The sequence below is a fragment of the Streptomyces acidicola genome (assembly GCF_009377235.1).
GTDB classification, from domain to species: domain Bacteria; phylum Actinomycetota; class Actinomycetes; order Streptomycetales; family Streptomycetaceae; genus Streptomyces; species Streptomyces acidicola.
The window spans coordinates 1-16,794 of sequence record NZ_VMNX01000210.1; the positions used below are offsets into that span (position 1 = coordinate 1).

At 69.2% G+C, this 16,794-nt stretch carries 16 protein-coding genes and 2 pseudogenes; 4 read left to right on the plus strand and 14 right to left on the minus strand.

All coding sequences use genetic code 11. The annotated features are described in order from the left end of the window. Positions 1–8: 8 nt before the first annotated feature. Both FPZ41_RS35945 and FPZ41_RS48940 read right to left on the minus strand, forming a co-directional pair. On the minus strand, positions 9–1,841 hold the full coding sequence (locus FPZ41_RS35945; protein WP_322621148.1) for a glycoside hydrolase family 127 protein: 1,833 nt from the start codon (positions 1,839–1,841) through the stop codon (positions 9–11). An 816-nt stretch (positions 1,842–2,657) separates the two neighbouring features. After that, complete coding sequence (locus tag FPZ41_RS48940; RefSeq protein ID WP_322621149.1) at positions 2,658–2,927, minus strand: DUF6233 domain-containing protein; 270 nt, start codon at positions 2,925–2,927, stop codon at positions 2,658–2,660. Here FPZ41_RS48940 and FPZ41_RS35955 point away from each other — a divergent pair. Both FPZ41_RS35955 and FPZ41_RS35960 read left to right on the plus strand, forming a co-directional pair. Next, positions 2,899–3,336 (plus strand): VOC family protein, encoded by a 438-nt coding sequence (locus FPZ41_RS35955; RefSeq protein WP_152867762.1) that lies wholly within the window; start codon positions 2,899–2,901, stop codon positions 3,334–3,336. The two genes, FPZ41_RS48940 and FPZ41_RS35955, sit on opposite strands and share 29 nt — an antisense overlap. Before the next feature lie 164 nt (positions 3,337–3,500). Next, on the plus strand, positions 3,501–3,932 hold the full coding sequence (locus FPZ41_RS35960; protein WP_152867763.1) for a MerR family transcriptional regulator: 432 nt from the start codon (positions 3,501–3,503) through the stop codon (positions 3,930–3,932). Here the strand turns inward: FPZ41_RS35960 and FPZ41_RS35965 are convergent. Together FPZ41_RS35965 and FPZ41_RS48945 are read right to left on the minus strand one after the other, a co-directional pair. Beyond that, positions 3,923–4,408 (minus strand): hypothetical protein, encoded by a 486-nt coding sequence (locus FPZ41_RS35965; protein WP_152867774.1) that lies wholly within the window; start codon positions 4,406–4,408, stop codon positions 3,923–3,925. The genes FPZ41_RS35960 and FPZ41_RS35965 overlap by 10 nt on opposite strands. Positions 4,409–4,555: 147 nt before the next feature. After that, positions 4,556–4,717 (minus strand): annotated as a pseudogene (locus tag FPZ41_RS48945) (IS21-like element helper ATPase IstB); the annotation flags it as partial. Positions 4,718–4,811: 94 nt separating this feature from the next. On the opposite strand from FPZ41_RS48945, the gene FPZ41_RS35975 reads away from it, so the two are divergent. Next, a complete protein-coding gene (locus FPZ41_RS35975; protein WP_152867764.1) occupies positions 4,812–5,369 on the plus strand; it encodes an alkaline phosphatase D family protein in 558 nt (185 codons plus the stop codon). Positions 5,370–5,761: 392 nt separating this feature from the next. Here the strand turns inward: FPZ41_RS35975 and FPZ41_RS35985 are convergent, their stop codons facing one another. Further along, on the minus strand, positions 5,762–5,983 hold the full coding sequence (locus FPZ41_RS35985) for a hypothetical protein (RefSeq protein ID WP_152867765.1): 222 nt from the start codon (positions 5,981–5,983) through the stop codon (positions 5,762–5,764). Between the two features lie 179 nt (positions 5,984–6,162). On the opposite strand from FPZ41_RS35985, the gene FPZ41_RS35990 reads away from it, so the two are divergent. After that, on the plus strand, positions 6,163–6,978 hold the full coding sequence (locus tag FPZ41_RS35990; protein ID WP_152867766.1) for a hypothetical protein: 816 nt from the start codon (positions 6,163–6,165) through the stop codon (positions 6,976–6,978). A gap of 86 nt (positions 6,979–7,064) precedes the next feature. Here FPZ41_RS35990 and FPZ41_RS35995 read toward each other — a convergent pair whose 3' ends face one another. From FPZ41_RS35995 to FPZ41_RS36035, 9 genes and pseudogenes are all read right to left on the minus strand, one after another. Beyond that, on the minus strand, positions 7,065–7,958 hold the full coding sequence (locus FPZ41_RS35995; protein ID WP_322621150.1) for an oxygenase MpaB family protein: 894 nt from the start codon (positions 7,956–7,958) through the stop codon (positions 7,065–7,067). 23 nt (positions 7,959–7,981) lie between these two features. After that, positions 7,982–8,854, minus strand: coding sequence for a 4-hydroxybenzoate octaprenyltransferase (locus tag FPZ41_RS36000; RefSeq protein WP_194236335.1), 873 nt, complete (start codon positions 8,852–8,854; stop codon positions 7,982–7,984). 179 nt (positions 8,855–9,033) lie between these two features. Further along, positions 9,034–9,221: pseudogene (locus tag FPZ41_RS48950) on the minus strand (hypothetical protein); the annotation flags it as partial. Between the two features lie 161 nt (positions 9,222–9,382). Then, positions 9,383–10,534: an XdhC family protein gene (locus FPZ41_RS36010; protein ID WP_152867768.1), complete on the minus strand. Its 1,152-nt coding sequence runs from the start codon at positions 10,532–10,534 to the stop codon at positions 9,383–9,385. A gap of 146 nt (positions 10,535–10,680) precedes the next feature. After that, positions 10,681–12,876, minus strand: a complete 2,196-nt coding sequence (locus FPZ41_RS36015) for a xanthine dehydrogenase family protein molybdopterin-binding subunit (RefSeq protein ID WP_152867769.1) — start codon at positions 12,874–12,876, stop codon at positions 10,681–10,683. Further along, positions 12,873–13,853, minus strand: coding sequence for an FAD binding domain-containing protein (locus tag FPZ41_RS36020; protein WP_152867770.1), 981 nt, complete (start codon positions 13,851–13,853; stop codon positions 12,873–12,875). Before FPZ41_RS36020 ends, FPZ41_RS36015 begins: the two co-directional genes overlap by 4 nt. Positions 13,854–13,865: 12 nt before the next feature. Then, entirely contained in the window at positions 13,866–14,513 is a 648-nt protein-coding gene (locus tag FPZ41_RS36025; protein WP_152867771.1) for a (2Fe-2S)-binding protein, read from the minus strand. Positions 14,514–14,703: 190 nt separating this feature from the next. Continuing rightward, complete coding sequence (locus FPZ41_RS36030) at positions 14,704–15,471, minus strand: SDR family NAD(P)-dependent oxidoreductase (protein ID WP_152867772.1); 768 nt, start codon at positions 15,469–15,471, stop codon at positions 14,704–14,706. Between the two features lie 37 nt (positions 15,472–15,508). After that, positions 15,509–16,762 (minus strand): MFS transporter, encoded by a 1,254-nt coding sequence (locus tag FPZ41_RS36035; protein WP_152867773.1) that lies wholly within the window; start codon positions 16,760–16,762, stop codon positions 15,509–15,511. Positions 16,763–16,794: the final 32 nt, after the last annotated feature.

Below are 16,794 nucleotides of genomic sequence, written 5' to 3' on the forward strand. Positions count from 1 at the left end.
GGGTGGGGTCACTGGGCCCTGATCCACACGCGTATGGCCTCGGGCCTGCGGTTGCCCCACAGGAAATAGGGCACGAGAGTCACCGGGACCGTCACGGTTCCTTTGGCGGCGGGATGTTCGGCGGTGAGCTCCGGGTAGAGCTCCGGCGAGGAAGCGGGAACGACGTCCGCCGTCAGCCGAAGGACGACAGCACCGGGCAGTTCGGCCAGGGGCGAAGAGATGTCCGCGGCGGCGATGTGGTGGGCCGACAGGACGAGGTCGTCCACCGGGGCAGGGGAATCCTGCTGCTCGACGCAGTAGACCAGCGGACCGCGCGCGACACCGACTGCGCCGCGGGTCGCGTCCAGATGGGGGTGGGACACGTGCCCACGCACCGGCATCGGCAGGTGCAGCCGCAGCGTGTCGCCCTCGGCCCAGTTCCTCTCGACGGTCAACCAGCCGTCCTCGGCCGTGACGGGCTCGCCGTCGAGCGTGACATCGTGCGCCCAGGCGGGAATTCGGAGTTTGATCGCGTACGGGCGGTCCGGGGCGCGCTCCACCATCAGTCGTACGTCCCCGTCCCACGGGTAGGCCGTCTCGACGTTCACCGTGAGGGCGTCCGTCTCGATCCGGCTCTCGGCGTACAGGGCGATGCACAGGGCGTCCCGGCGCTCGACGGCCACGTAGTCACCGAGTTGCGCCATCCACCGGACGATGTTCGGCGGACAGCAGGGACAGGTGAACCACGACCGTCGCAGCGGTTCGCCACCGGTCTCGGCCCCGCTGCGCTGCTCGTGGTCGGGGCGGCGCTGAAGCGGGTTGTCGTAGAAGAACGCCTTCCCGTCGGCGGACAGACCCACGGCATAGGCGTTGAACAGCACACGCTCGAAGACATCGAGATACTTCGCGCCACCCGTGGCCACGAACATGCGCCAGGCCCACTGCATAGTGGCGATGGCGGCGCAGGTTTCGCTGTACGCGCGCTCGGACGGCAACTCGTACCGGTCGCCGATGGCCTCGTCCGAGTGCCGGCTGCCCAGCCCGCCCGTGAGGTAGAGCTTGGTGGCGACCATGTCGTCCCAGAGCCGGTCGAGCGCATCGAGCAGGGTCCGGTCGCCGGTCTCCAGATAGAGGTCGGTTGCCCCGGCGGCCAGGTACGCCATGCGGACCGCGTGCCCGGTGACTGACGGCAGGTCACGGAAAGGCAAGTGGTCCTGGAAGTATTCGGGGGAAAAGATGCGGTGCTTGAGGTGGCCGTGCCCGCGTCGGTCCACGAACAGGCTCGCCTGGGTCAGGTAGTCGCGCTCACCGGTCTCCCGGTACAGCTCGACCAGGGCCATCTCCACCTCGGGATGGCCACAGGTGGCCTCGTCACGGCCCTCGCCGAAGCGGCGCACGGCCAAGTCGGCGAATTTCACGGCCACGTCGAGAAGCCGGCCGTCGCCCATCCGTCGACTGGCAGCGACGGCGGCCTGGATCAGGTGGCCGAGGTTGTAGAGCTCGTGTCCCCAAGCCAGGTCCTCCCACGGCTTCTTGGCCGCCGCCGGGTCCTGGAAGAACGAGTTCAGGTAGCCGTCCTCGGCCTGCACCCGCTCAAGGAGGCCGACCACCTCGTCGAAGAACTCCCGAACGCCGTCGCCCGCGCCGCCCGCGCCGATCTCGTACGCCAGACCTTCAAGCGTCTTGTACAGGTCGGTGTCGAGGAACGGGTAATGCCCGCGGTAGGCCGGGGGATCGTCGAGGAGCAGACGGCTCAGGTTGTCGACGTTGCCCGCGGAGCGCAGTTGCTCGATGGTGTGCGGGATCGTCGACTGCCGGTTTCTGTCCTGCCAGTGGCGCAGTAGACCGCCGGTGATGCGCACGGTGGGAAGTGGGACAACAGCGCCTGTTGCTGTCCGAACGGCCCCTGCCCGATTCCTCGCATAGGTCCTTAACTGCTCTGATGCCATCGAAGCCCCAGTGGTATGTGATATTGCACTATGACATGGCACTGCTGCCGCTCCACTGACCGTAAAGCCTTGACCAGGCGTACGGCAATGGAGGTTCCATGGAATTTACGTTGGGCCAGGCGGGCGGGGGAGGCCCCAACTGCCGCGAATGGGGCGCTACATGACCCGTCGAGCCCGGCCCAATCGGAGAGGTGGACCCTGCCGTCACGAGTCACGAGCCCGCACCAAGAGGGCACTTGCCGTCGGCTGCGCTGCCATAAAAGGTGCCCTTGAGGCGGGAGGAGGAGCAGACAGTGAGATCCGCGTGTCCCGCAGCGCTCCCAACGCAACCGCACGGAGCGGCAGCGGTGGGAGCCGAAATAGCGAGTGCACTACCGATCGCCGCTGCCGTGACCTACAGCGGCCAACTTCCTGAAAGTACGTGTGTTCTCCCCTGGGGTAGTTCGTAGACCTTCGTAGATCCTTTGCCGAATCGGGAGCATCCGAGATCGGTCCGATACCAACCTCTGCGCATGAGACAGCTCTGTCATCGTCATTTGAAGGCCGGCCACTGACGCTGCGGACGTGCTTGGCTGCCTTGATCGGTGCTGGTCGAGCAGGGGAGTACTCGACGACAGCGGCGCGCCTTCGCCTTTGGCTGCCGGGCGGGGCGGGCCGGCCAACCAGCGAGCTGGACAGAGGCCGGGAGGCTTATCGCCGCCGAACCGTTGGAAGGGCGGGCCCTTACGCTTACGCTGCTGGGCCACGACCCGGCCACCGGATTGCGTAAGAGAACCGATGGCTACCGAGCTCGCCAGTGAACCGTATACATCCTGTCTCTGTGAGGTGAAAGGCGGGCAGGCCGGATGCCAGGAGCCGCCGGGCTCCGTCGCGGTCGACGGCGCGACGGCGTTTGCCCGCGGCGCAGCACTCGCCGGCGTGGGCCTGGAGGGGCGGGTGCCCGGTGGCCCGGCTCGGTAGCATGCAACGCATGGCCATCAAACTTGAGAACGTCGGCATCGCCGTTCGCGATCTCGAAGCAGCGATCTCCTTTTTCACCGACCTCGGCCTCACGGTCGTCGGCCGTGACACGGTCAGTGGTGAGTGGACCGACACCGCCGTCGGCCTTGATGGCAATCACGCCAAAATTGCGATGCTCCAGACGCCGGACGGTCACGGTCGCCTTGAGCTCTTCGAGTACATCCACCCCGAAGGCATCGAGTCGAAGCCCACTCGTCCCAACGAGATTGGCATGCATCGCGTCGCCTTCTCAGTCGACGACATCGACAAAGCCCTTGAGACAGCCGCAAAGCACGGATGCCGTCCGCTTCGCGGGGTGGCGACCTACGAGGACGTCTACAAGCTCACGTACGTCCGCGGTCCCAGCGGCATCCTGGTGATGCTCGCCGAGGAGCTGAAGAAGAACTGACGGCTGATCGGGTCGATTAGCCTCACGCTTTCCCGAGGCGGGCTTTCCGGCTGGTGGTCGAGAGAGCAGAAAGTGCCTCTGAGTGCCCTTCGTCTAGGATGCGGACGGCCTGAACTTGCATATCGATGTCAAGGTCAAGCCCGAACCGAGTGACGTGAGCCACTATGAAGATCGGTGAGCTTTCCCGTCACACCGGAGGCGCGACCCGGCTCCTGCGCTACTACGAGCAACAGGACCTGCTGCACCCCGACCGGCTTCCAAACGGCTACCGGGACTACCCCGAAAACTCCGTGCAGCGCGTCCAGCAGATCCGCGACCTGCTGCAAGCCGGACTGCGCACGGAGGTCATCCGCGAGATCGTGCCCTGCTTCACCGGCTCCGGAGCGACCTTCCGGCTGATGACCGATCCGGCGCTCGCCGGCAACCTTGCCCGCGAGGTGCGTGAGATCGAGCGCCGCATCGACACCCTGCAACGCAACCGCGATCGAACGACAACTCGCAGTCGCCCTCGGCAAGATCCTCCGCTTGCAACGCAAGGTCCCGTCACGAGAGCAGAACCCGTGACGCGACTCGCTGAGCAGCAAGCCTACGACTGAGAACGCAGTCCCAGGGCACTGTGCTCCACGGCGCCTGCCGGAAGATCACTCCTCCCCGAGAGCCGAGCCGTCAACTCCGAAAGGCTGGCGCGGAGTTCGACAGCGGGCTCACCAAGGGCGATCGCACTGACGATGAGCTCCAGCATCAGGCGATCGTACTCGTCACCCATGCTCCGATAGCGGTCACGATCGGCCTCCACCACGGCCGACGCGATCTTCCTCCCACCTCCAGGTGCGGAAGCAAAGGACGCCTCATAAATCCCGTGCCCGGTCCAACTCCGGTGCATGAAGACGACATCGCCTTCGGCGAAGACGTTCCACTTCTCATCCATGTCCCGGGCTCGATATCCGAGTCGGATCCGGTCCCAGTCCTCATCACTCCAGATGCGGTCCGGCAGCTGAGCAACCGCCCTGGGCCTGTTGACCGGCTTGAGACGACGGAACGCCTCTCTGGTGAGCGGTGCATCGGCAGTCATGTCGTGATCATACGGAGGCACCACTCTCGCAGAGCACGGGCTCACGCCGACGAGCAAGAGGACGCTGGTACCCGGCGACGTTCCCGACGTGTCCGCAGCGTCATGATCTGCTGGTACGCAGACAACGTATGCTCCTTCCCCGGAAAACCGCAGGGACTTCTGGCGGGGGAAGCTGGCTGCCTTGCTCCGCCGTTCCGAACGGCCTCGGGCCCGGTCGTCGCACTCCGCCATCAGCACCTCGGCGAGGAAGCCGCGGCAAGGTATCTGGTCCTTGGCCGCCCGGTCAGCGATCTCGGCGAACTCGGCTCGGCCAATCCTCGCTGGCGGGGTTGGGCCACGCGCTTCTCCGTCTCGGTGGTCACCGTCGCTGGCGCGCGACGACGTCGGAGCTGGGGGTCCGTTCATGCCGCTGCGCCGGGCCGCGCTGCTCAACGGCCCGGACATGCGGCTCTACCGCCGTATGTCCTACGGGCGCCTGACCGACTTCAACGTGCTCGACGGCCGTCAGTACCGCTCCCGGCAGGCAGACACCCAGGCCGAGCGGGACGATCCGTCCCGCACGATGCTCGGTGCGCAGCAGGAGAGGTGGCCGGCCGACGGGCTCGGCGCCTCCACCAGGACGTGGAAGGTCCTCGCGCAGCAGACCGTGATGGCCAGGGCGGACCGTGACCCCGGTCCCGGTCTGTCACTGTCGGACGACCACTGGAGTGGCTACGAGCACGCGCGCCAGCGGACCTTCGATGCGGTGGCCGAGCGCGGCGTGGACAACTTCGTCGTCATCACCGGCGACGCGCACTGCAGCATGGTCGCGGACCTGAAGCTGAACTTCGACGACCAGAACTCGCCCACCATCGGCGCCGAGTTCCTCGGTACGTCGATAGCCTCCGGCGGCGACGGTGCCGACATGGACGGCCCTGCGGCCGACTCGTACATGTCGCCGCCCGCCGCACCACATCCATGATCCGCTGGTAGGCCGCGGGCAGGGCCGCCTCGTCCATGCCCCATCCGCGCTGCGGCACCAGCAGCACCGCACGGCCCGCGACCTGCCCGGCAGCTGCGGGCGGCGTCGCTTCCCGCTCCGCTTCGGCGTGCAGCTGCTCGGCAAGCCGACGCGCGACCCGCTCAGCGACGGCGAGCTCCTCCAGCTCATCGCCCACCTGTTGAAGCTGCTGGCTCAACTTCTCTGCCTGCACCTCCAGTTCGGCCCTACGGGCCGGGATCAGCTCACGAAGGCAGGGTTCCGCATCCTGGGCCACCTGACGCACCTCCCGCCCGGATCGTACGGACAGGCGTCACGCACACGCCGGGGAATGCCTCTCGCCGCAAGGTGCGCGCCCGGGTCGAGCAAATCCACTACACGTGAACGAAGCCAACGTCTACTCCGCCGACCGCGAGTACGCCGTCGCATACCCGTTCAATGCCGTTCTGCTCATCGAACGCCAGCACCATTGCTTCCGCTAGGAAGCGGTGGAAGCTGCCAACGACCTCCTCGCCGGCCTGATCGGCCAATACCTCCCCGCCATAACCGGCGTGCCGTTGGAACTCGCCTGCCTCACCGCAGACGAAGACATCCACCGCGACACCGGGACGACCCTCAGTTCCTACCACCGGCAAGTGCATGGCAACTACGACTACCACCGCGACCGTTTTCCCTCGCTATGCCAACTCACCTGGCTACCTGCCCAGGGACCAGCAAACCGGTATTCGCCCCGCCTGAAGTCGATATTGTCTGGGCACTGACGGGGGAGGGGATCATGGCAGGTGCGTCCGAGGACGATTCCACCAGCAGACTATGGGCATGGCTCGGAGGAATCGCATCCGTGGTGGCGATCCTGGGCTGGTTTGGTGTGAGCAACGCGCAGGAGATGAAGGAGCTGTTGGCCGAGTCGTCCCCACCCAGTTCCAGTTCAGCGCCACATGAGTCTTCGGGGACTACCTATACCCCCGACGACCCTGAGGCCAGTGATGCGGACAGCAGCGGTCCGGATTCAGACGACGACTTCGGCGGCAGCTCAGACGAGCCCGACTCCGAGACATCGTCACCCATTCCGGATCCCACAGAAGACTCATTCAAGGCTGTTTCTGTTGGCGACTGCCTGGCGGTCTACGACACCGGCCTTCAGGGCACCAGCATCGACTGGAGCGCCGATGTTCCGCCGGACCCAGTGTCCTGCGACAGTAAGGGAGCGGGCCTCGTGCAGGTCACAAGCACCGCTGACAGCACCTGTCCCAGCGGTGCGGGGAAGGCGTCCTGGGCGTACACGTCTGCCGTCTCGGGTGAGACCACAAAGCTCTGTGTCACGCGCATTTACCATAGGTACTACTGCGTGCTCGGCAAGCAGGTCGGCGACGATACTCGGCTGGGATCGATGACGGCTGTGGACTGCACGGCGCGGCAGATTCCCGCCGCATACAACCGGATCATCCACATCACCGGCGTCTATCAGGCCCCGCCAGGCGCCGGTCCTCGCAATTGTGTGCAGGGGGCGTACGACCAGAGGAAATATCTGGCCTGGTTGGTGGATGACGGCAAGACGCTGCTTTGCGCGACGATCTTTCAGGGCAGCTGACCGTCAGCGAAGGGCGAAGACGCCACGTCGGGCCTGAGGAACGCGCGGGTCGAAACGTGCACGCGGACGCCTCGAAGATCTCGACGTCATCCCTGCCGCGCCCCCGCCAGCCGCCCCCGTGCGGCGGCCTGGATCCGGGAGGGGCCGAGCCCCCACTGGAGGGTGCGTCCGACGGCCGTCGCCAGGGGCCGGTCCCAGCCGGTGCGGACGGGGGCCGGGCGGTGGATGCCGAGTTCGGTGCGGGCCCAGTCGGGGAGGAGTCCGACCGAGGCGTTCGTGAGCAGGCCTACGACCAGCCGCTCCCGTCTTGTGCGTCCGAAGCGGCGGAGGAACAGTACTGAGTCCAACGCGGCTGGAGTGGCGTGGAGTTGGGGGCGGAGGCGGGCCAGGTAGCGCTCGGCTTCGAGGGACGTGCGCGGTACGTTCCGTGCGCCCAACGCCTCGGCCACGGGGGCGGCTTGGCGGTAGTAGGTGTCGCACTCGGCGGGGGTCAGTCGGAGCGGCCGGGGTGCGTAGGTCTGGTGGCCGGCGAGGAAGCTGCGTACCTCGGCGGTGTGCACCCAGGTGAGCAGGGCGGGGTCGTCCGCGCGGTACGGCCGGCCGTCGGGGGCGGTGCCGTGCACCCGGGTGTGGATCCGTCGGACGATGTCGATCACCTCGCGGGCGGCGGCCGAGGAGCCGAAGGTGGTCGTGGTGATGAACCGTACGGTTCCGTTCAGCCGCCCGACCGGATCGGCGCGGAAGTCGGAGTGCTGGTCGACCCCCGCCATGGCCAGCGGATGCAGCGACTGGAGCATGAGCGCGGCGAACCCGCCGGTGAGCATCCCGGTGGCCTGCCCGTGCACCCGCCACACCGGGTCCCCCGGCGCGATCCCGAACAGCCCGGGATCACCGGGCGGCCCCGCGTACCGCTCCAGCTTGAGATCCCCGCCGTGCATGGTCGCCGTGAGTTCCGCCGCGATCCGTTCCCGCAGTCCCACCAGCCCTCCAGGGTCCGTGTCCCTCAACCGAGAGTATCGACCCGCCCGGCGAGCACGGCCACGAGGATGAGCAGTCCGCACAGGGGGTTGGTGCTGAACGCCCGCCCGCAGGCTCCGACGTCCGCAGGGTCGGCCCGCCATACCTGCCATCCCAACTGCCCCGCGACCACACACAGTCCGGGCCAGTACAGCGGCCCGAGCCCGGCCACGACCCCGAACCAGGCGAGCAGCACCACACACCCGGCGTACACGCCGCCCACCAGCACCCGGCTACGGCGCCCCAGCAGCACGGCGGCCGACCGCACCCCGGCCCGCACATCGGCCTCCCGGTCCTGGCAGGCGTAGATCACGTCCGTCCCCACGGCCCAGCAGATCAGCGCCCCGTACAGCACCCCGCCCTCGAGCCCGAGCCCTCCGGTGAGCAGGCCGTACACCAGCGGCACCGTCCAGTTGATGGTGATCCCCAGCCACACATGCGGCCAGTGGGTGACCCGCTTCATATACGGATACACCGCCGCGAGGGGCGCCCCGGCCGCCGCCCACACCACGGTCTCCACACTCCAGAACCCCATCACCAGCGGAGCGACGGCCCCCACCACGACACACAGCACCAGTGCCCGCCCGGCCGCCAGCCGCCCGGAGGCGACGGGCCGCCCCGCCGTACGCGGCACCTGCGCGTCGAACCGCGCGTCCAGCACGTCGTTGAGCCCGCAGGCCGCCCCTCTCGACAGCACCCCGTACACCAGGAGCAGCAGCCCGAGCAGGCCCCCGTCCCGGGGCCCGGCGATCGCTCCCAGGGCGATCCATCCGGGCACCACCAGCAGCCAGGCCCCCACCGGCCGGTCCAGCCGCAACAACTCCAGATACGGCCGCACCCCGGCGGGGGCTCGCCCCACCAAACGGGCGGCACGGCTTTGGGCCGGGACTTGAGTCGGGACTTGGGCCGGGGCTTGTGAGGCGGCGGTCATACCGATTCATGTCCCTTTCCAGCGGGATTGCATGTCGATCGGTCCAACCTAGCCCCGGCTAGGGCGAGTTACCCGTCCTCCCAGGGAGATCTCTGGAAACGACGGTCTTATGGGCAAGGGAAATGGTCCATAAGTGCAGGCCGGGCGGTGGCCGCGATCAGTTCCGCGGTCGTCACGACCCGCGCGAAGCCTCCGCCGTGCAGGGACACGGCCGACGCCCGCGCCAGTTCGGCGGCGGTGAGGTGCCAGCCGTTCGGGCGCCGGTCAGGTCGAAGGTGTGGGTGGCGTCGAGGGCCCGCGACGGTTGTGGAGTGGATCGAGTTCACCGAGAACGACGCGCTCCTCGGCGAGAACGGTGCTCGCCGAAGTCCGCCGCACCTCGCCCTCGTCCAGCGCGGCCGCTGTAGGTTCTCGTCTCCCCTGTCATCGGATGTGACTTTCCGTCTCAGGATCGTGTCATGTCCTCACCGCCGAGTTCCTGATCGCGAGCGCAGGGAGAGACGGCTGGTGGATGGCCCCGTGGCCGTGTGTGAGGGGTCGGCCGGTGGCGTGGTGGGTGTGGGCGATGATTTCTGCGGTGATGGAGATCGCTGTCTCTTCCGGAGTGCGGGCGCCGAGGTCGAGGCCGATCGGGGAGTGCAGCCTGGTCAGTTCTGTGTCTGTCAGGCCGGCCTGATGCAGTCGATGCAGGCGTTCCTGGTGGGTGCGTCGGGAACCCATGGCGCCGATATAACCCAGGGGCATGCGTAGCGCCGTACGCAGCAGCGGGATGTCGAACTTGGGGTCGTGGGTGAGGATGCATACCGCGGTACGGGTATCGACGGTCGTGCGTTCCAGGTAGCGGTGGGGCCACTCGACTACGACTTCGTCGGCGTGGGGGAAGCGTTGGGCGGTGGCGAAGACGGGCCGGGCGTCGCAGACGGTGACGTGGTAGCCGAGGAAGTGGCCGGCCTGGGCGAGGGCGGCGGCGAAGTCGACGGCTCCGAAGATCAGCATGCGGGGTGGGGGTGCCGCGACGTGGACGAGGACGGAGAGTTCCTCGGGGCAGGTGCCGGTGCTGCCGCCCAGGGTGACAAGGGCCGTGCGGCCCGCTCGCAGTTGGGCGCGGGCTCGGTCGGCCACTGTGGTGTCCGTCGCAGGATCGGCCACGCTCCCGGCCGCTTCGTGGGCGTCCGCACTCAGCGACATCAGGGAACCGAGCAGGGGTTCTGGCCCCTCCACGACCTGTGCCACGGCGATGGCACGGCCTTGGGTGGCGGCGGCGAGGGCGGCACCGAGGCAGGGCTGGGCGGCGGGGGTGATGCGCTGGATGAGGACGTCGAGTTCGCCGCCGCAGGTCAGACCGACGGCGAAGGCGTCGTCGTCGGAGTATCCGAAGCGTTCCCGGCGCGCGCCGCCCTGATCTTCCAGGACCTGGCGGCACAGGTCGTAGACGGTGGCTTCGACGCAGCCGCCGGAGATGCTGCCGACGACGTGGCCGTTTTCGTCGACGGCGAGGGAGGTGCCGATGGGGAGGGGTGCGCTGCCGGTGACGGCGGTGATGGTGGCCAGGGCGAAGGGGCGTTGGTCGCGGCACCAGGTGCGCAGCGTGTCCGCGATGTTCAGCATGGGTTCTCCGGCGCGAGAGGCGGGCGGATGAGGGCGGGCCGCCGCCGTTCCCTACGGGGGCGGGTACGGCGGCGGCCCTGTCCGGCAGACCCGGAGGTGGGCCCGCCGGACGTGCGGGGTGCACCCGTGCGGGCGCGGGTGGTGGGTCAGAGGAGGGCGTCGGCGGTGATGGGGAGCTGGCGGATGCGGCGACCGGTGGCGTTGAAGACGGCGTTGGCGATGGCGGGAGCGACGCCCACGTGGACGACTTCGCCGAGCCCCTTCACGCCGAGCGGGTCGGCTTCGCGGTCTTCGCCGTCCAGGTAGATGGCCTGGATGTCGGGGACATCGGCGTTGACGGGGATGAGGTAGTCGGCCAGGTTCGCGTTGACGGTGCGGCCGTCGCGGGGGTCGGTGACGCTGTGTTCGAGGAGGGCGGTGCCGATGCCCCCGACCATGCCGCCGATGGCCTGGCTCTGGGCGAGTTTGGGGCTGATGATGCGGCCCGCGTCGTAGACGCCGAGCATGCGCCGTACCCGTACCAGGCCGAGTGTCGCGTCGACGGCGACTTCGGCGAAGGTGGCGTTGTAGGCGAAGAAGGAGTGCCGCGGTGTCCCCTCGGGTCCGGTGAAGTTGCCCAGGGCTTCGAGGTGGGTGCTCTTGTTGCGGGTGAGCAGGGCGCGGTAGGTCTCGCCGCGGGCCGGGTTGTTCTTCACGTGGAGACGCCCGCCGCGGACGACGATGTCGTTCGGGTCCGCACCATGCAGGGGGGACTGGCGGTCCTCGGTCGCCAGCTTGATGGCGTTGTTGCGGACGCGGTTGCAGCCGTCGAGGACCGCGGAGCCGACGCTGGCCATGGTCATGGAGCCGCCGTGCGGCGGGGTCGGCGGGTAGAGGGAGTCGCCGAGGCGGAAGGTGACGGTGCGCATCGTCAGGCCCAGGGCGTCGGCGGCGACCTGGGTCTGGGAGGTGTAGGTGCCCGGTCCCATGTCGCTGGTGGCTGCTTCGACGGTCGCGGTGCCGTCGGCGTCGAGGCGGACGCGGGCTTGGGCGGTGGCGCGGGCGGTGTCGTAGACGCCGGCGGCCATGCCCATGCCGATCAGCCAGTCCCCTTCGCGGCGTGAGCGCGGCTTGTGGCTGCGGCGGTGCCAGCCGAACTCCCGCGCGCCGATGGTGTAGCACTCGCGCAGGCGGCGGGTGGAGAACGGCAGTCCGGAGGATTCGTCCTCGGCCGGTTCGTTGCGCCGGCGGAGTTCGATCGGGTCGATGCCGATGGTGTGGGCGAGTTCGTCGATGGCGGATTCGATGACGTAGGAGGCATTGGCGAAGCCGGGGCCGCGCATCCAGATCGGGGTGTTCACGTCGAGTGGCACCGTGCGGTACGCCTGTTTGACGTTGGGGGTGCTGTAGAGCATCTGGCCGGGCGTCATGATGGCTTCGGTGAATGTCTCGTACGACGAGGTCTCACCGTCCATCTCGTGGAGTGCGGCGGTGAGGCGGCCGCGCCGGTCGCTGCCCAGGCGCAGCCGGTAGGCGTAGGCGGGGCGGAAGCCGTTGCCGAAGTACATCTGGCGGCGGCTGAGGACGAGTTTGACGGGGCGCTTGGTGACGCGGGCGGCGAGCGCGGCGACGATGGTGTGGGGCCAGCAGCGCAGTCCGGTGCCGAACGCGCCGCCGACGTACGGGGAGATGACGCGCACGGAGTCCAGCGGCAGCCCGAACACTGCGGCCAGTTCGGTCTGGGTGCCGACGACCCACTGGGTCTTGTCCCACACGGTGAGCTTGCCGCCCTCCCAGCGGGCGATGGTGGCGTGCGGCTCCATCGGATTGTGGTGGTTGCGGGCCGTGCGGTAGCTCAGATCCAGGCGCACCGGTGCCTTGCGCAGGGCAGCCTCGGCGTCGCCGCGCGCATAGGTGGTGGGCTTGTCAGGTGTGGCGTCGGTCAGGTCGGTGTCGGGCTGCTCGGTCTGGTAGCGGACCTTGACCAGGCGGGCGCCGTGCTGGGCGGCCTCCAGGGTGGTGGCGATCACGACGGCGACGGGCTGGCCGTGGAAGAGGACCTTGTCGTCCTGGAAGACCCGCAGCCGCTCGCCGGGCGGGTTGTTTGAGGCTGTGTTGTCCCGATACGGGAGCTTCGGCGCGTTGCGGTGATGGAGCACCCGCAGCACACCGGGCTGCGCCTCGGCTTGGCGGGTGTCGATGGCGGTGATGCGGCCGCGGCCGATGCTCGCGTCGATGATGACCGCGTGCACGGTGCCGTCGACGTCGTGCTCGGCGGCGTAGCGGGCCTGGCCGGTGACCTTGAGGCGGCCGTCCACGCGGGAGAGCGGGGCGCCGACGGCTGCCTGCGGCTGCGGGCTCATGCGTGTCCTCCAACGGTGCGCAGCTGGCGTTCGACGGTCCGCTGCAGCAGCTCGACCTTGAACCGGTTGTGGGCGAGCGGGCGCGCCCCGTCCGCCGCCTTCTTCGCGGCGGCCTTCCACAGGGCGTCGGAGGGCCGCTCGCCGATGAGATGGTCCTCGACCGCGGGCAGTTTCCAGGGGACGGTGCCGACCCCGCCGGCGGCGACCTTGGCCTCGCGGATGATGCCGCCGCGCACGTGCAGGGCGACGGCGGCCGAGGTGAGGGCGAACTCGTACGACTGCCGGTCGCGCACCTTCAGATAGCCGGAGGCGAGCGGACGTGGCAGCGCCGGGATCTCCACCGCCGTGATCAGCTCGCCCGGGTGCAGGGCCTGTTCGCGCTGTGGAGTGGTGCCGGGGCGCAGCAGGAAATCGGCGAAGGACAGGCGGCGTTCGCCGTCCGGTCCCAGCAGGTGCACCTGCGCCTGAAGGGCGGCGAAGGCGACGGAGACGTCGGACGGGTGGGTGGCCACACACGCCGTGGAGGCGCCGAGGATCGCGTGGGTGCGGTTGAAGCCGTCGCGAGCCGCGCAACCGGAGCCGGGGTCGCGCTTGTTGCACGCCGCCGTCACGTCGCGGAAGTAGGTGCAGCGGGTGCGCTGCATGATGTTCCCGCCGATGGTGGCCATGTTCCGCAGCTGGGCCGACGCGCTCAGCTCCAGCGCCTGGGAGATGACCGGGAACAGGGCGCGCACCTTTGGGTGGGCGGCGGCCTGGGCCATGCTCACCAGGGCGCCGATGCGCAGGCCACCGCGCTCGGTTGCCCGGACCTCGTCCAGCGGCAGGCCGCTGATGTCGACGATCGTGGCGGGGTGTTCGACGCCTTCGCGCATCAGGTCGACCAGGGTGGTGCCGCCGGCGATGTACCGCCCGCCGCGCCGTCCGGCGGCCAGGGCGTCACGGGTGGAGGAGACGCGGGTGTAGGTGAAGGGATGCATGGGCTGCGGTCCTCACTTCTTTCCGGCGGCCTGCTGGACGGCGGACACGATCTTGGGGTAGCAGCCGCAGCGGCAGATGTTGCCGCTCATCCACTCAGCGATCTCCTCGGGTGAGCGGGTGTGGCCCTCCTGGATGCAGGCGACGCCGGAGAGAATCTGGCCGGGGGTGCAATAGCCGCACTGGAAGGCGTCCTGGTCGATGAACGCCTGTTGCAGCGCATGGAGTTGGTCGCCGTCGGCCAGGCCCTCGATCGTGGTGACCTCGGCACCCTCCATCCGCACGGCGAGGGTCAGGCAGGCGTTCTGCCGGCGTCCGTCGACCAGGACGGTGCAGGCCCCGCACGCACCCGCGTCGCAGCCCTTCTTGGATCCGGTCAGTCCCAGGTGCTCGCGCAGCAGGTCCAGCAGGGAAGTTCGGTTGTCGACCGTCACCGTGTGGCGGGTGCCGTTGACGGTCAGGCTGAGGCGGCTGGAGGGCGCCGAAGCGGCAGCCGCCGCTTCGGACCCGGGCAGCAGGCCGGTGCCGAGCACGCCGCCGGCGACCACGGTGGTGCCGACGGCGGTACCGGTGGCGATGAAGGTGCGCCGGGTCGGGGCTGTGGGCCCCTCGGGGGCGGCGGTCGCGGGCGTGGGGCCCTGCGGGACGGGTTCAGTGGGCATGCGGGAAGACCTTCGCGTCGTGGAAAGGGTCAACAGCACAGCGGTGGCGCCCGTGCGGGAGAGGATGTCGCGGGATCACCCCCCGGTGACCAGGGGGCTGATGCCGAATCGGACAGGGGCGAGAGCTAGGCAGGGGGCGGTGACGCCGCGTCGGGGAACCAGAGGTGGGGGGCGGCCGGGGGCACGGTGGTTACTGGGCGGTGTAGCCGCCGTCGACCGGCAGGGCGACGCCGACGACGAAACCGGCTCCGGGGCTGCACAGCCACAGGACGGCCTGGGCCATTTCGTCGGCGGTGCCGAGCCGGTTGATGGGCTGATTCGCTTCCGCCTCGGCCCGGTCGAGTTCCCCCTTGGCGATCATGTCGCTGACCATCGGGGTGTCGATCGTGCCGGGACAGATGGCGTTGATGCGGATGCCGCGCGGCGCGTACTCGATGGCGGCGCTCGTGGTCAGGCCGATCACGCCGTGCTTGGAGGAGTGGTAGGAGGCCCGGCCGGGCAGTCCGACGAGGCCGCCGAGGGAGGAGCAGTTGACGATCGCTCCGCTGCCCTGGGCGCGCATGTGGCGCAGTTCGTGCTTCATGGCCGCCCAGATGCCGCGCAGGTTGATGGCGTGAACCTTCTCGAACTGGTCGATGCTCTCCTCGGCGGCGTCGGTGGGCGGGACCTGGATGCCGGCGTTGTTGTAGGCCATGTCGAGCCGCCCGAACGTCTCCACCGTGCGGTCGACGGCGGCGGCCACCTGGTCCTCGTCGCTGACATCGCAGACCAGGGCGAGCACCTGATGGCCGTCGTCGGCGAGCTGCTTGGCAGCCCCGGTCACGGCGTCCTCGTTGATATCGGCGAGCGCGACAGCGGCCCCGGAGGCAGCGAAGGCGCGGGCAGCGGCCAGGCCCATGCCGGAGCCGGCACCGGTGACGAAGGCGACCTGTCCGGTGAAGTCATAGGTGGGGTTCATGACGGTTGCTCCCAACGATGGTGTGCGGACGTGAGGTTCAGTGCGCGGTCGTCGCGGGTGCGTCGGCCGAATGCTGCTCGGTGGTCTGGGTGTGCTGGGCGACGATCCGCGAGGGGCGGGCTGTGCCACTGAGCGCGAGGGCGACCAGCGGCAGCAGGGTGAGCGCCGCGAAGACCGCGCCGACCAGGGCCGGACCGGTCAGACCGAGCGACGAGCCGAGGGCCTGGCCCGCGAGGGCGGAGCCGACGGCGATGCCGGTGTTGTACGCGGAGGTGGTCAGCGCCGAGGTGAGGGTGGGGGCGTTGCCGGCGAAGCGGACGGCGAGGGAAGTGACGACCGGGTTGACGGTGAACCCGGTCAAGGCCATGACGAAGACCAGGACCACGGCGGCCACCGGACTGTTCGACGCCGGGATCAAGGCCAGCAGGGTCACGGTGGTGGCCGCCGCCGCAGTGATCGTCGTGGCCATCGGGCGGCGGTCACCCAGACGGCCGCCGATGGCCGTGCCACCCAGCGCACCGACACCGAAAGCGATCAGCACCAGCGGAATAGCCCCTTCCGCAATGCCCGCACGGCCGGTCAGCAGCGGCGTGATGTACGTGTACGTCGCCAGGACCCCGCCCATGATCAGCACCGCCGCGCCGAGCGCCAGCCACAGCCGTCCCTGCCCAAGAGCCCGCACCTCGGCCCGCACCGACACCTCGGCCCGCTGCTCGATGCGGGGGATGAACCGGCCGACGAACGCGGCGGCCAGCGTGGCGAGGACGGCCAGTGCCCAGAACGGGCCGCGCCAGCCGGTGAACTGGCCGACGAACGAGCCGATCGGTACACCGACGACATTGGCCAGCGTCAGGCCGCCCATCATGACGCCGACCGCCCGCGTGGCGTGGTGCGGGCCCGCGGCGGCGGTGGCGATCACGAAGCCGACGGCCCAGAACGCCCCGGTGGCCAGCGCGGTCACCACCCGGGCGGCCAGCACGACGGTGAATGAGGTGCTGAGCGCGGCGACAACGTGGCCGAGCGCGAACACAGCCAGCGCACCGACCAGCGTGTGGCGCTGGGGCAGGCGCAGGGTGGTCATGGCCATCGTGGGCCCGCCGACGATCATGCCGACGGCGAACGCGGTGATCAGCAGACCGGCGTGCGCGACGCTCACATCGAGGTCAGCGGCCATCTCGGGCAGCAGGCCGGCGACGACGAACTCGGTGGTGCCCATCAGGAACGTGCCGACCGCGAGCACCCAGACGACGAAGGGGAGCTTGCCGGGGGCGGAACCGGTGGCGGAAGACATGCGAAAACTTCTTCCCGTACGAGGGGTGGGCG

Bases quoted from the DNA above. Each gene is read 5' to 3' on its own strand.
- FPZ41_RS36015 (WP_152867769.1), bottom strand. From the start codon at position 12,876: ATGAGCCCGCAGCCGCAGGCAGCCGTCGGCGCCCCGCTCTCCCGCGTG.
- FPZ41_RS36035 (WP_152867773.1), bottom strand. From the start codon at position 16,762: ATGTCTTCCGCCACCGGTTCCGCCCCCGGCAAGCTCCCCTTCGTCGTC.
- FPZ41_RS35990 (WP_152867766.1), top strand. From the start codon at position 6,163: ATGGCAGGTGCGTCCGAGGACGATTCCACCAGCAGACTATGGGCATGG.
- FPZ41_RS36020 (WP_152867770.1), bottom strand. From the start codon at position 13,853: ATGCATCCCTTCACCTACACCCGCGTCTCCTCCACCCGTGACGCCCTG.
- FPZ41_RS35955 (WP_152867762.1), top strand. From the start codon at position 2,899: ATGGCCATCAAACTTGAGAACGTCGGCATCGCCGTTCGCGATCTCGAA.
- FPZ41_RS36010 (WP_152867768.1), bottom strand. From the start codon at position 10,534: ATGCTGAACATCGCGGACACGCTGCGCACCTGGTGCCGCGACCAACGC.
- FPZ41_RS35975 (WP_152867764.1), top strand. From the start codon at position 4,812: ATGCCGCTGCGCCGGGCCGCGCTGCTCAACGGCCCGGACATGCGGCTC.
- FPZ41_RS35965 (WP_152867774.1), bottom strand. From the start codon at position 4,408: ATGACTGCCGATGCACCGCTCACCAGAGAGGCGTTCCGTCGTCTCAAG.
- FPZ41_RS36030 (WP_152867772.1), bottom strand. From the start codon at position 15,471: ATGAACCCCACCTATGACTTCACCGGACAGGTCGCCTTCGTCACCGGT.
- FPZ41_RS35960 (WP_152867763.1), top strand. From the start codon at position 3,501: ATGAAGATCGGTGAGCTTTCCCGTCACACCGGAGGCGCGACCCGGCTC.
- FPZ41_RS36025 (WP_152867771.1), bottom strand. From the start codon at position 14,513: ATGCCCACTGAACCCGTCCCGCAGGGCCCCACGCCCGCGACCGCCGCC.
- FPZ41_RS48940 (WP_322621149.1), bottom strand. From the start codon at position 2,927: ATGCCGACGTTCTCAAGTTTGATGGCCATGCGTTGCATGCTACCGAGC.